The 13,175-nt window shown below is 61.5% G+C and carries 11 protein-coding genes and 2 pseudogenes; 7 read left to right on the forward strand and 6 right to left on the reverse strand.

From position 1 onward, the window contains the following. Nucleotides 1-248: 248 nt before the first annotated feature. The 3 genes from O7A05_RS33405 to O7A05_RS33415 all read right to left on the reverse strand — a co-directional run bounded on the left by O7A05_RS33405 (nucleotide 249) and on the right by O7A05_RS33415 (nucleotide 2,331). Nucleotides 249-812, reverse strand: coding sequence for a nucleoside-diphosphate kinase (locus O7A05_RS33405; protein WP_337097641.1), 564 nt, complete (start codon nucleotides 810-812; stop codon nucleotides 249-251). Between the two features lie 159 nt (nucleotides 813-971). Then, nucleotides 972-1,436 (reverse strand): nucleoside diphosphate kinase regulator, encoded by a 465-nt coding sequence (gene rnk, locus O7A05_RS33410; protein ID WP_337097642.1) that lies wholly within the window; start codon nucleotides 1,434-1,436, stop codon nucleotides 972-974. Nucleotides 1,437-2,031: 595 nt separating this feature from the next. After that, on the reverse strand, nucleotides 2,032-2,331 hold the full coding sequence (locus O7A05_RS33415; RefSeq protein WP_337097644.1) for an XRE family transcriptional regulator: 300 nt from the start codon (nucleotides 2,329-2,331) through the stop codon (nucleotides 2,032-2,034). 343 nt (nucleotides 2,332-2,674) lie between these two features. Here O7A05_RS33415 and O7A05_RS33420 point away from each other — a divergent pair, with 343 nt between their 5' ends. Together O7A05_RS33420 and O7A05_RS33425 are read left to right on the forward strand one after the other, a co-directional pair. After that, nucleotides 2,675-3,355, forward strand: coding sequence for a CBS domain-containing protein (locus O7A05_RS33420; protein ID WP_337097646.1), 681 nt, complete (start codon nucleotides 2,675-2,677; stop codon nucleotides 3,353-3,355). A gap of 135 nt (nucleotides 3,356-3,490) precedes the next feature. Next, a complete protein-coding gene (locus O7A05_RS33425; protein WP_415927094.1) occupies nucleotides 3,491-3,940 on the forward strand; it encodes a hypothetical protein in 450 nt (149 codons plus the stop codon). Between the two features lie 328 nt (nucleotides 3,941-4,268). On the opposite strand, the gene O7A05_RS33430 is transcribed toward O7A05_RS33425, so the two are convergent. Genes O7A05_RS33430 through O7A05_RS33440 form a run of 3 tightly spaced genes read right to left on the reverse strand, consistent with a single transcriptional unit; the run spans nucleotide 4,269 to nucleotide 8,082 of the window. Further along, nucleotides 4,269-5,708 carry a GH39 family glycosyl hydrolase gene (locus O7A05_RS33430; protein WP_337097648.1) on the reverse strand — a complete coding sequence of 480 codons (1,440 nt, stop codon included), beginning with the start codon at nucleotides 5,706-5,708 and terminating at the stop codon, nucleotides 4,269-4,271. Continuing rightward, complete coding sequence (locus O7A05_RS33435; protein WP_337097650.1) at nucleotides 5,705-7,267, reverse strand: GMC family oxidoreductase; 1,563 nt, start codon at nucleotides 7,265-7,267, stop codon at nucleotides 5,705-5,707. The genes O7A05_RS33430 and O7A05_RS33435 overlap by 4 nt, the downstream gene beginning before the upstream one ends. A 5-nt stretch (nucleotides 7,268-7,272) precedes the next feature. Then, nucleotides 7,273-8,082: an SDR family oxidoreductase gene (locus O7A05_RS33440; RefSeq protein WP_337097652.1), complete on the reverse strand. Its 810-nt coding sequence runs from the start codon at nucleotides 8,080-8,082 to the stop codon at nucleotides 7,273-7,275. Nucleotides 8,083-8,302: 220 nt separating this feature from the next. Here O7A05_RS33440 and O7A05_RS33445 point away from each other — a divergent pair, with 220 nt between their 5' ends. The 5 genes and pseudogenes from O7A05_RS33445 to O7A05_RS33465 form a co-directional block, all read left to right on the forward strand. Next, nucleotides 8,303-8,776, forward strand: coding sequence for a DoxX family membrane protein (locus O7A05_RS33445; RefSeq protein WP_337097654.1), 474 nt, complete (start codon nucleotides 8,303-8,305; stop codon nucleotides 8,774-8,776). A gap of 443 nt (nucleotides 8,777-9,219) precedes the next feature. After that, a pseudogene (locus O7A05_RS33450) lies at nucleotides 9,220-10,124 on the forward strand (SMP-30/gluconolactonase/LRE family protein). Then, nucleotides 10,121-11,167 carry a VOC family protein gene (locus O7A05_RS33455; protein ID WP_337097657.1) on the forward strand — a complete coding sequence of 349 codons (1,047 nt, stop codon included), beginning with the start codon at nucleotides 10,121-10,123 and terminating at the stop codon, nucleotides 11,165-11,167. The pseudogene O7A05_RS33450 and the gene O7A05_RS33455 overlap by 4 nt, the downstream one beginning before the upstream one ends. Further along, on the forward strand, nucleotides 11,168-12,472 hold the full coding sequence (locus tag O7A05_RS33460; RefSeq protein WP_337097655.1) for a glucoamylase family protein: 1,305 nt from the start codon (nucleotides 11,168-11,170) through the stop codon (nucleotides 12,470-12,472). A gap of 73 nt (nucleotides 12,473-12,545) precedes the next feature. Beyond that, nucleotides 12,546-12,777, forward strand: a pseudogene (locus tag O7A05_RS33465) (P-type conjugative transfer protein TrbG); the annotation flags it as partial. Nucleotides 12,778-13,175 lie beyond the last annotated feature (398 nt).

Consider the following 13,175-nt stretch of genomic DNA (forward strand, 5'->3'; position numbering starts at 1 on the left):
ACCTTGCCAAGGCAGTAAGCCAGCGTCAGGCGCAACAGGTCGCTCGCCGACCTGATGCCGCGTGGTCGCAGGAACGCCTTCGTCTCGCGCGCACTTCCTGCGATCAACTCTTCGCCGCCGAGAAGCTCAACTGTCTCGGCCCAGCCATCATCAACAAGCGATTCGTGTGTCATCCCCAGCGTAGAATCACACCGATTCCGCGCCGCAATACCCTATCTTAGCGCCTATGCCTTAGGCTAGCGGCCTCCTCAGGCAGCCGACGGACCCGGGTCGTCGAACCCGACGTCGGAGGCCGCCGCAACCTCGTTGCGGTGTTTGTCGCGCGGCTCATCGGAACGATGGACGATGCGCAGGCCCGCCTCGCTCGGCCGCCGCGCCCCCGACGCAACAACTCCCGCCAGCTTCAGCCTCTCGCGCCTTGCGGCTTCCGGTTGATAGACCACTTCATGCACGGTCAGCTTCTCCGGTCGACCGTCCACAGTCGGAATGCAGATCGACTGGCCCTCGGCCAGACCGAGCAACGCCAGGCCGCGCGGATTGGAGATAGGCAACAGCATGCCAACAAGGCCGCGCAACTCGTCATGTGCGACGATGCGCGTTTCCGCAGGGCCATCGTTCACCCGATAGGCCACGCGGCTGCTGAGTGTCACGACGTTTGCCGGGATGTCATCCCGAAACATTACGACAGCGCTCGATATCTTTCGGTGGAGAATAGCCCAGAAGGTTTCGTCGCGCATTGGATGGCGATCCCTTACCACCTCAAGAATCGTGTAGTCCTTCGTGGTCAGTTGGCAGCTGTCGGTAATGGACATGAAATATCTCCAGCCGGGGCAGTCAAACGCGATCCGGCATCAAGCAATTGATCGGGTGATGTGGAAAATACCCCTGCGCCGGACCAGGCCGGCCCAGGGGTTGGACTCCCGCGATCAGACTGCCTGCGTGATTGAGGAGACGGAAGGAGACGCCCATGTCTAGAGGCTCGCCGCGACCCCTGGAGGCGCAGGCGCAAGGCTTTCGGCGCCATCGTTCTTCGCGCTAGGTTTGCTTACACCAAGCACCAGCAATTCATGCCTGCGTCCGTCCCGTGCCGTCCACATGATAGACTGTCCGGCCGATAGGCCGATCAGGGCCGTGCCGATCGGCGTCAGGATTGAGACCTTGCCTGCAGAGATGTCCGCTTCACCCGGATAAACCAGCGTGACCGTTTTCCGATCGCCGGAGTCAGGCTTGAACGTCACAGTTGAGCCCATCCGGACTGTGCCGGAAGAGACCCAGCCATCGGCGACGACGCGCGCACGCTCAAGTTCGGCAAGGAGTTCGTCAGACGCCTCCGGGTTTCGCGCGGCAAACGTGCTCGCCAGCGCTGACAAACGCGCATGGTCGGACTGCGAGATCCGGATTTTCGGCTTACGCGGGGTTCTTGTGTTGTGCAGCATTTCGAATTCTCATGGGTCTAATGGCCAGCGGCCATCACGGTGGCGGAAACGGGCCAATTCGGGAGATTTTTTATTTAAGGCGGCGATGCGCGGAGACGTGCAGCCTAGCGGATCATCTCGATGCAAGTCGGCCCCTCGGCTCGGGGCACATGGCAGCCGAGCCGGGGGTTACGATCCCGCGATAGGGCAAACCCGGAAAAGAAAATCGCAAAGAATTTTAGCAGCGCCGTTCATAAGCACATAGTTGGGGAAGCAATTACGGAAGTCAAGGCAACCTTCTCGACGGCTTCAGTTTTGAGCTATTCCTGGCGAGCGCCTAGTAGCGTGTTTATCACCAGCTCTCTTCCAGCCCTGTTTATGCCGGTTCCGTGCGGTCTTTTTCTCCGCCAGCCCGAGAAAGCGAGGCGTTCGGCCAACTCTTTCGATAGAGCCGGGTAGGGCCCGCGATTCATGCGCTTAAGCGCCGTCTGCTCCTCTTCGGTAAGATCACCCCACCTAACTGTCATGACGCTCTCCGTGACTGCATCCGGCCGGCTCCGAAATTGTGCATTGACGGGCTGTGATGCTGAATTTGTCGCTCCTCCTGAGCCGGAGCTTAGGGAACGGCATCTGTTCCAACGATGCCGCCCTCATTCTCCAGAACGCCGATCCTTTTGACCTCGGAGCGGTTGAGTTTCAGGCGGACACCGATACCGCCGCCGTTCTCGGCAATGAAAACAGCGCCAGCCTTTTCGAGTGTGGTTTGGAGGGTGTCGCAGATTTCCCGGTCGGGGAAGGTGATGCGCCGCTCGAATTCTTCGATGACCAGCGTATCCACACCTGAATTGCTGGCGAGCTTTTGACGGGTCCATTCGACCAGCGCGCGAGCGGCGCGGCATTGGGCACCGGTGATCATCATAAAATCCCCTTTTCAGACGCTTGCGGAGTCTCGGCTGAAAACCATTACACCCTCGCGCTGCGCTCCACCTCTAAGAATGGATATCGAATTCGAAAAGGGAAGGGACGAGGCCAGTCTTCGGGTTAATATTATGATGCAAGAAAGTTGCGTTAAACTTGCAATAAATTTCGTTTGTGTCGCATAGATGAAAAGGGAACATTTCGCCGACGGTTCAGACAGGTGAGGGTGCGAAGTAGGCGCGCAGACCATGGACAGGTCCAAAAGTGATAGCCACCAGGTGCTTTCGTGGCCAGGCGTCCGGCCTCCCGACAGAGCACGGTCGCTGGTCGCAATGGATATCATGAGATCACCGGTCGTCGCGGTTGGGCCAGACAGCACGTTGGACGAAGTGTGCGACCTTCTTGTCACGCGCGGTTTAAGCGCGGTCGCGGTGATCGACCGAGGCGTGATGCTCGGCACCGTAAGCGAAGAGGACCTGATCCACAGAGCGGAAATTGGGACGGCCGCGCCGCGGCGTTCCTGGTGGTTCCATCTTTTCGGCCGTAACGCAACGCTCGCGGCGGACTATTTGAAGTCGCACTCCGCACATGTGACCGACGTCATGACCAGCCAGGTGCTCACAGTTTCCCTATGCACTCCGATCGACCAAATTGCCGCGCTGCTTGAAGTCAATCGGGCTCGGCGCGTCTTCGTCGTCAGCGGCCAACGTGCCGTGGGGATTGTCGCCCGGGCAGACCTCGTTCGCGCGCTGGCGGCCGCCAGGCAAAGCCTGCCTAGCCCGGCCTCGTTCCACGACGATGCCAGCATCCGGCGCCAAATTGTCGACGCCCTGCGGACCGAGGTGTGGCCATCGATCGGAGCAGCCGACGTGAGCGTGAAAAACGGGGTGGTCACCTTGTGGGGCGGCTATCTGTCGGAACAGGAACGGAAGGCATCGCTGGTTCTGGCTGAAAACACCGCCGGAGTTCGGGGCGTGGATGATCACCGCGTCCCACTCGACGTTGCCCACGCAATGGTCTGAGGCAGGGCGAGGACCGATCCGGTGAGCATCGAGGCCAAATGCCCCGGTTTTCCGGACAGCAAATCCTCATCGTGTCCACAAATGGATCGATGGGTTGGAGACGTTCGACCGCCGGCTCGTCCTGTTCGGTGAAAGTTGCGCCGAATTCTGCACAGTAAAGCGGGCCTGTTCTGGCGCAAGGCCGTCCGCACGCCGCTGATGATGCTGCGCGCGACGGCACGTTGGTCACCAAGTTTGTCGTGCCGGCCGATCGAAACCATTCTCTCGGGTCCGGCGGGCAGCCTGCTCAGGTACCCGACAAACGTCGACGACGCGGTGATTTCCGACATCCGCAATATGACCACCAATATCGCCGTCCTGGAAGGCGGCCGCCTGCGGCTCGCTCCCGAAGGCGGCACGGTCGGCGGTCGACGCGCCATGGCCGAGGCTGTCGCTAGGCGCACCTTCGGCCTTGGGCGACTCGGAAGTTTCGCTTCAGGAAGGGTCACTGACTTCGGCGATCGTGCTCGGGCCGCGACGGCTCGTGCCGCTGGCGCTGGCCGGGTGGTACATGGCGATGCGGTCAGACCGTGGACGATGGGCTAAAGGCGCACGAGTCATGCGGCGCTGGATCGGCGAGACGAGGAAACACATGCAAGCTCGTAGGGACTGGACAGACGGAGGAGTGGATATGCCCGCCCACTGCACTTCCTAGCGGATGCGGATTGACGCAATTCCGCCGATATGGCCAAATCATGCCCGTTGCAGCGGCTACTCCACGCCCATCCGTGACGTCTCGAGCCAGTGAAGTTCTGGTTGATCGCTGTCGGTGCATGCATTTGTGACATCGCGCTGAGCCATCGATGCATGGTTCCGATGTGCGAGCTTCTAACGGAAACGTGCCAAGTTCTTGAATTGAAGTGAGCCGGTATTCTTAGCTATGCAAGAAATGAATTGCATGGACCGATTGAGGGGGCGCCGAAATGTTCAGGCGCAAGGTATCGCCCTCCCTGCAGGTCACAAGCTGCTCGCTTCGTAGTTCCGACACCTCTTTGAGTTCATCGACCGCCGCGGGGCTCAGATAGTCGGGCTTGCCCATCTCCTCCCAGCGGCGCTTGGCGTTGGCGTGCTCGGCGTCGATCCGCTGGACAGAGGCGGACGTGACAGGTGGTGCGCTCCTCAGGGTGAAGGATACCTGCTCGGTCATGATGGAATGACGGGGCAGGGCGAAGTTCGTAAGCATTAAAGTGGATCCGCCGTTTTCGCGACGCACGAACCAGGCATCCACGGTCTCGTGCGTTCCATCGACTCGGACCATCTCGGTGCCGAGTTCATGGAGCAATTGGAAGGCGCGGTAGGCAGGTTTGGCGATGCCATGGATGTTCAGGAGCCCAAACCCGCCCTGGAAAGGGACCGACGGAAAATAGTTCTCCTCGAAAATGTCAGAGAAGGTCCAGTAGCTGTACCCCCGCATCAATCCGTTCGCTTCCAGCACGGTCTTGACGATAAACGCGGCCGCATATGGCTCGTCATGCATTGAATCGCGCGGATTGGAGGAGGTGGACCATTCAGTGTAGTACACTGGAACGTCGCCCGCCTGCTTGTGCACGAGGCGAGCTTCTTCGCGCAAGGCGCTGCGCCTGCTCGCGGCGAGCTGCGCTTCTGTGTCGTCCCCCGGCTGGCCGAAATCGTCGGTCGGGTAATGGTGCGTGCTGACGAAATCGGCGGGCAGGTTGGCGGCTCGGCAGAAATTCAGGAAATCCTCAATCCATGCGTTATCGGCGGTCGCTGGGCCGCCGACCTTCAGCGCGCCGTCGATGCCTTTGATCGCTTGGGCGGTGTAGCGGTAGAGCTCGAAATAGTCACTCTGCTTACCGGTGCCGAAGGCCGTCAGGTTCGGCTCGTTCCAGACTTCGAAGAACCATTCGCACACCTCGTCCAGTCCGTAGCGGTCCACCCAGTGGCTTACCAGTTTGCGGATCAGCACCGCCCATTGCGCATAATCCTTCGGCGGTGTGACGTTGGCGCGGTAGTGGAAGACGGTTTTGTCGCCCGACGCCAGGACGCCTGGCATGAAGCTCAGTTCAACGAAGGGCCTCATGCCAATCGAGCGCAGGAAGTCGACGATCAGGTCGGCGTTGAAGAAAGAGTAGAACAACCTGTCGCCCTCGCCGATTAGAGTGCCCACGTCGTCGCACAATATGCCGTGGAAGCGCACATGACGCATGCCGAGCTCGTCGTGCACCCGCTTCAGCTGCGCCTGCCAGTCGGCGCGCAGGCCGAGTGTGGCGTGGCCGCTACCGACCGTATGTTCCCAAAAATGCGGCAGTTCCGTCGCCGGTCCGTTCAGGTCGCACGAAAACGTCGCAGTCATTTAAGCCGCTCCTTGATCCTGTCCGCCACGCGCAAGGCGTTGGCGATGACGGTCAGTGTGGGATTGACTGCCGCAATGGAGGGAAAGAAGCTCGCATCCGCGACATAGAGATTATCGAGTTCATGGGCCCGGCAATCCAGATCGAGCACCGATGTCGCGGGATCGATCCCGAAGCGGGCCCTCCCGGCCTGATGCGCGGTACCGCCAATCGGAATGTCCAGGCCGAAGTAGAACCTGCGCTCCAGCAGCACGGGGCGGAAGCCGGCGCCGCTCAATATCTGCTTCAGCTTTTTCCGCAGCCTGCGATGGGCTTCAAGATCGCTCTCGACGATCTCCAGGATGACGCGATCTCCGTCGTAACGGATTCGGTTTTCCGGGCGCGGGAGGTCCTCGCTCGACAGCCAGAAATCCATTGAGCGGCGGGCCATCGCCTTGAAGGGCGCCTTCGGCAGCCATTCCAGCCAGCGGGGCAACGCCTCGCCCCTGATCTGCGCGCCATGCGAAGTGGCGCACATCTGGATCAAACCGAGCGGAAAGTCCCAGTCGTCCGATCCGAAGTAGAAATCGGAGACGGCGAGCGTCTTCTGGAAAACCGTGTCGTTCGGCTCGAGCATCAACGCCATCAGCACGGATTGATCGTGACGCATGTAGTTACGGCCGACCAGGCCGCAACCGTTGGCGAGACCGTCTGGGTGCCGGTCGCTGGCCGAGCGCAGCAGAAGCAGCGCCGTCGAAAGCGCGCCGCAGGCCACCACCGCTGTGGCCCCGCGGAATCGTTCTTCCTTTCCGTCGCGCCGCACGATTACATCAGTGACCGTCCTACCGGTGGCGTCCGTATCGAGCCTGGAAACATAGGCATTGGTCAGCAGCGCCAGATTGGGATAGGCCGCGAGCGCCGGGTCGACGCATACAACCTGCGCATCTGCCTTGCCGTTCAACAGGCAGGGAAAGCCATCGAACGCGTCGCAGCGGATACAAGTGCTGGTCGGCCCGGCTCTGCCGTCCTTCTCGTCCAGCAGGATGCCAAGCGGCAGGTGGAACGGGTGCAGCCCGTCTTTCGCCAGGCTATCGTGAAGTTCTTGGATGCGCGGCTTGTGCGACACGGGCGGGTAGGGAAAAGGACCGCTCGCCGGAGGCTCGGTCGGGTCCTCGCAGCGCTGGCCATGGACGTGGAACAGCAGCTCCGCTTCGGCATAGTAAGGCTCGAAGTCCTCGTATCCGAGCGGCCATGCAGGAGAAACACCGGCCTTGTGACGAAGTTCTCCGAAATCGCGTTCGCGCATTCGAAAGAGCGCCGCGCCATAGACCTTGGAATTGCTGCCGACACAGTAGTGCAGGCCCGGATGGAAGCTATCGCCGTTCCTGCCGTACCATGTTTCTTTCGCCTGGTAAGCGCCGTCCACAAACACCGTCTGCGCGTCCCAATTGGCCCTCGAGCGCGGCAGGTATCCGCCGCGCTCGATAAGCAGAATGCGCTTTCCGGCGGGTGCGAGACGATGCGCGACCGACGCGCCGCTAGGACCGCTGCCGATGACGATCACATCAAATTGCCCGTCCATTGCTCTCAGCCATTCGTCGAAAAGCCGGGAAACAGTGTCATGCCGCCATCGACGAACAGGGTCGTGCCGACAACATAGTCGGATTCGTCGGACGCCAGCCAGACCGCCGCCCGTGCGATATCTTCTGGCAGGCCAATGCGACCGTAGGGTATCAGCGTCAAAAGGCTCTTCAGGGCTTCGGGCGTGTTCCAGGCGGAGGTGTTGATAGGCGTGCGTATCGCGCCGGGCGCAATGCCATTGACCCGGATGCGCTTGGGAGCAAGCTCTTGAGCCATGCTTTCCATTAGCAGCTTGATGCCGCCTTTCGAGGTCGCGTAGTTCGCATGGCCCGCCCACGGTATTTCCTGGTGCACCGAACTCATGCAGATGATCTTGCCCGCCGCGCATGAAACGGACGGCACGACGCCGCGTCGCAGAAACTCTCGCGTGGCGGCCTGGGCGCAGAGGAATTGACCAGTTAGATTGACCCCAAGAACTTTGTTCCATTTTCCCAGTGGCATCTCGGCGAACGCGCAATCGCGTTGCAGGCCAGCATTGGCGATCAGGATGTCGATGGTGCCGAATTCGCGCACGGCCCGCTCGAACATGTCCTCGACCTGATCCTGCGCGGAGACATCGGCCCTGTGCGCCACCGCCTTGCACCCGGCCTGGTGGATTCGGTCGACGACGGCGTTCGCCGCGTCCTCGTTCTCGACATAGTTCACCACCACGTCGGCGCCTGCCTGGCCAAGCGCGATCGCGACGCTCTCGCCGATACCTGAATTGGCCCCGGTTACGATGGCTTTCTGCCGCGCCAAAGGCTTGTGGTCGGACATTGAAAGCTCGCTCCGGAACAATCTGATCTGCCAGCCAAACCGGCATTGGTACAACGGGGTTCAGGGGCAAAAGGTCCGGCATCTTTCCTCGCCAGGCGGTGCGGGAACGCGAATGTGATCTCGGCTCCCGAACCAATTTGGCGCTCCAACGTATGAGAGTTGGAGAACGAAGATCGCGCCCGATCAGCGGGCACGGATCCCCGTGTCGAAGGATATTCCGATGCTCGCTGTCCTGATCGCATTCGCAACGCGGTGCTTGCTGATCGGGCTGTTCTTGCCTTTCAGTGCGCTCGACAAGGTGTTGACCTTCAAGCTGGCGACCGGCCAGGCGTCGCAGGTGGTCTCTAGTCGCTGGCTCGCCACGGTGATGATCACGGGTGGCTTCGGCATCGAGCTCTTCATGTCACTTGCGATTCTGAGCGGCGTTGCCGACCGCCTCGCTGCCTTGATCCTCGCTGGCTATTGCCTCGTAACGGCGCTGCTGTGGAAGCAGTTCTGGAACCAGCCCGACTTCAGGCTGAAAGGCACGAGCAGGGGGAGGGAAGTCTTTTGGGATTTTCTCAAGAACTTCGCCCTTGCGGGCGGCTTTCTTCTTCTCGCCTTCGGATCAGGCGCAGCCGGGGTCGAGCGCTTCTTGCGCCATCCGCTGGCGTCCTCCCACCCCTACGGGACAGTTCAGGGAGACCTGCAATGAGCACCGCGCCGACAATCCCCTACTGGCATCTGTGGACGGATGCCGACGGGATCAGCCGCCAGACTCGTTGCGCGATGACGGAATTCGACTTGAAATCGATCAAGCCGCCCGCCGACCCCCAATGGCAAAGGTGTCGCGCGAGTGGTCGCATGACGGTGCTCCTCACCGTTCTGCCCGTCGGCTGGATTGGTACATGGCACGAGAACCCCAAGCCACAATGGATTGTCCCGCTCTCGGGACGCTGGTTCGTGGAATCCATGGACGGGACGCGGGTCGAGATGGGGCCGGGCGAGCTGTCCTTCGGCGGCGATCAGAATTGCAGGCGGACGGACGGCAAGCGCGTCCACCGCTCCGGCACCGTCGGCGATGAGCCGGCCGCGTTGATCCTGATCCAACCGAGGATGCGCCCACGCAGTCCCAGGTTTGCGAGTTCAGATAGTGCCATGAACGACTTCCACATCGTCGATCGACGGTTTGCCCACTATATCCTGGAGAACGCTCCGCTCGAAGAACTTGCCGGCGGCTTTCGCTGGATCGAGGGACCGGTTTGGATAGGCGACGCGAATTGCCTGTTATTCCAGGATCTCCCGCGCGACCGCACCATGCGCTGGATCGAGGATGCCGGCATATCCATCTATCGCTCGCCGTCGGGATACGCCAACGGGCAGGCGCGCGACAGGCAGGGGCGGTTGATTTCCTGCTCGCATGCGAGCGCTGCTTGTTTCGGACAGAATGGAACGGATCGCTGACACGGCTTATCGACCGGCACGACGGCAAGCGTCTCAACGCGCCCAACGACGTCGCCGTAAAATCCAACGGCTCGATCTGGTTCACCGACCCTCTATATGGCATCCAGAACGACTATGAAGGCGGCCGCCAGGCTTCCGAGCAGCCACCCGCGCTTTCTCGGTTCGACCCGCAAACAGGGCACATTGCGATCGCCGCAGGCGATTTCGACGGGCCCAACGGCCTGGCGTTTTCGCCGGACGAAACCCGTCTTTACGTATCGGAAACGGGCGACCAGATCACCGACGCCCCCCGGCAATATATCAGGGCCTTCGACGTTGCAGCGGGCGACATGCTCTTTGGAGGCGAAGTCTTTCATAAGATCGAGCCCGGCTATGCCGATGGGCTGTGCGTGGACGAGGACGGCAACATCTGGTCGAGCGCGGCAGACGGCGTGCACTGCATTGCGCCTGACGGCGAACTGCTCGGCAAGATCCTCATTCCGCATCGCGTCTCCAACCTGACATTCGGCGGCGGTTTCGCTCGCAACCGGCTGTTCATCGGCGGCTCGCATACGCTCTATGCAGTCTTCCTCAATCGCCGCGGGACGGTGTGGACATGAATACCGCAACTTTGCGCGTCGACAGGCTCATCCGCTTCAGCCTCACCACGGCCGACGTCGAAAGCGCAGCCCAATTTTACGAGGCAGCCTTCGGCTGCCGCCGGATCGCGGTGGACCGGCTGGCTGGCGAAGCGTTCGAACGGCTGATGGGCATCTCCGGTGGCGCCGATCGCATCACGCTCCGGCTCGGGCGGGAAACCCTCGAACTCCTGCAATTCGACGTGTCGGGTAGCCCCTATCCGCGACAGGCGTCCTCGGCCGATCTCTTCTTCCAGCATTTCGCGATCGTAACCTTGGATATGGAAGGAGCTTTCGAGCGGCTTTCTGGGGTGGCGGGCTGGAAGCCCATCTCTGAGGGCGGGCCGCAGCCCCTGCCGGCCTCTTCCGGCGGCGTCACCGCGTTCAAGTTCCGTGATCCGGAGGAGCATCCCCTCGAACTGCTCGCGTTCCCCAAAGGTGGCGATCCCCGCTGGTCCGAGGCGCCGTCGGGCGAGACCTGCGTTGGCATCGACCATTCGGCGATCAGCGTCTCCGACACTGGCCGGAGCGTTGCCTTCTACGAAAGCCTTGGCCTTGCCCGATCAGCGCGCTCCTTCAACTATGGCGTCGCCCGGGAGATGCTGGACGATGTCGCCGGCGCCGAGGTAGACGTCACCGCGCTGGCCCCGTCCTACGCTACGCCGCATCTCGAACTGCTGTGCTACCGAAACATGCGTGGCCGCGACGAGTTCGTCATTGCCGCGCCGCGAAACAACGACGTCGCCTGCACCCGACTGGTCTTCGAGCTTGCCCCGGTTCAAGCCCGCAACGGTGGCGAGCGTCTCGTGCGCGATCCCGACGGTCACGCCCTTCTGCTCGTTTCGCAAGAGTCGCCGCACTGGGCCGCCGCAAGGGATGCGGAGCGGACCAGGAAGCTGGGACGTACATTGCCAATGAAGCAGCCGCGATCGGTGAAGTCCGCTCGCCGTGACATCGTTCTCCGTCCCCTTGTCGGATCGGCGTGCCGAACGCGCGAGGCCAGAGTTTTTGTGGAGCGGCCTTGAATGCAGAACAAGCACAAACAGGCCGAGCACGGCGACGAGTTTCTGGCGGCTCTTCAGACCAAGACGTTCGACTACTTTCTTTATGAGGTCAACGAGGCCAGCGGTCTCACAGCTGACCGGACCAGAAAGGGTTCGCCCGCCAGCATCGCGGCTGTCGGGTTGGCTCTCTCGTGCTATCCGGTCGGGGTGGCGCGACGCTTCATGACGCGCCAGCGCGCTTGCGCAAGAACTCTCGCTACTTTGCGTTTCTTGCGCAACAGCCCCCAAAGCGCCGAACTGGACGCAACCGGGTACAAGGGATTCTATTACCATTTCCTGGACATGGAGACGGGCCGGCGCGTCTGGCAATGCGAATTGTCCACGATAGACAGTGCGCTCCTGATCGCAGGCGTTCTGACGGCCGGCGCCTTTTTCCAGGAGGACAGCGAGGAGGAGAAGGAGATCCGTACGCTTTCCGAGGCGCTTTACGAGCGGGTGGACTGGGATTGGGCGCGCAACGGCGGCGCCACAGTCACCCATGGCTGGACGCCGGAAAACGGATTTATTGGCTACCGCTGGGAGGGCTATGACGAAGCCCTGATCCTGTATGTGCTCGGACTCGGTTCGCCCACCCACGCACTACCGCCTGAAAGCTACGCGGCATGGCTCCAGTCCTATCGTTGGAAGAAGATCTACGGCCAGGAATTCGTCTACGCCGGGCCGCTTTTCATTCACCAGCTTGCACATGTCTGGCTAGATTTCCGCGGCATCCGTGACTCCTTCATGCGTGAACACGATTGCGACTACTTCGAGAACAGCCGTCGTGCCACCTACGTCCAGCGAGAATATGCCATCCGCAATCCACTCGAGTTCGTCGGATATGATGGAACGAGCTGGGGCGTGAGCGCCAGCGACGGCCCGGGCTGGCAGACGTGCCGGATCGACGGCGTCGAGCGGCGGTTCTACGGCTACAGGGCCCGGGGCGTGCCGTTCGGACCCGACGACGGCACGCTGTCGCCCTGGGCGACGGCGGCGTCGCTGCCGTTCGCTCCGGAGGTCGTCCTGCCAGCGCTGCGCCACTTCGATGAGATCGATCTCAATCTTGACAATTCCTACGGTTTCAAAGCGAGCTTCAACCCAACGCTCAAGTCAGACAGCGGCCATATCGCCGGTTGGGTTGCGTCCGATCATCTCGGACTGAACCAGGGGCCTATCGTGCTGATGATCGAAAACTACCGATCCGACTTTCTGTGGCAGCTGATGCGCAACTGCCCGCATGTAGTGCGCGGACTACGCCGGGCTGGTTTCACCAAGGGCTGGCTCTGACGATCTTCTTGAGCCCCAACCGGCGCGGAAAGCGCAGTCCTGCCATTCTCGGACGAAGCAAGGTGCGGCCGTGCTCGCGCTCGGGCCGGGCGAGAGCTTGACTGGCACCGGTCCTATCGCGGTGGGCTATACTGCCCGCCGGGTTGTCGGCGACACCGAGAGCGGATCAGGCGTTACCCGGCGCGTCCAGCTGCTGGAAGCCCTAGAGCGCGGACATCACCAACGATCTGGTCATTACCACCGACCGGCGCAGTTACATGATTGAGCTGCGAGCCGGCGATAAACCCTACATGCCAGCCCTCGCACGAGGCGTCTGCACCCAGACCCGGGATTCTCTTTGCGCAGAGTTTTCAAAAAATGTCTTCCGGCTGAGAATAGTTCACCGCTCTGATTGGTAAGTCGGGGATGAACGTTCGCCCATCCGGCGGGGCCCCCGGAGTTCCGTTACGGATTGACTTCGGCACACCGAGGCGGGCGTCAATGCTCTCGGTTAGAGAAACGTGCCGGTCGAGTGGCCTCGGCGCCTTCGCCGACGCGTTAGAGCTGCGTGTGCAGGCTGCTGGCCAGCCAGTCGGCAACCTTCTCGCTCATCGGGCGCGCCTGCCACTCCGCCAAGCTGATCTGCCTCGACCGCTTCAAGTCCTCGTTGAACAAGTCGATTTGCGTCTGCGCAAAATCCTTGCCGTAGACATTGAGGCTGGCT

The sequence above is a fragment of the Mesorhizobium argentiipisi (SeqCode) genome (assembly GCF_037179585.1).
Classification (GTDB): Bacteria; Pseudomonadota; Alphaproteobacteria; order Rhizobiales; family Rhizobiaceae; genus Mesorhizobium; species Mesorhizobium argentiipisi.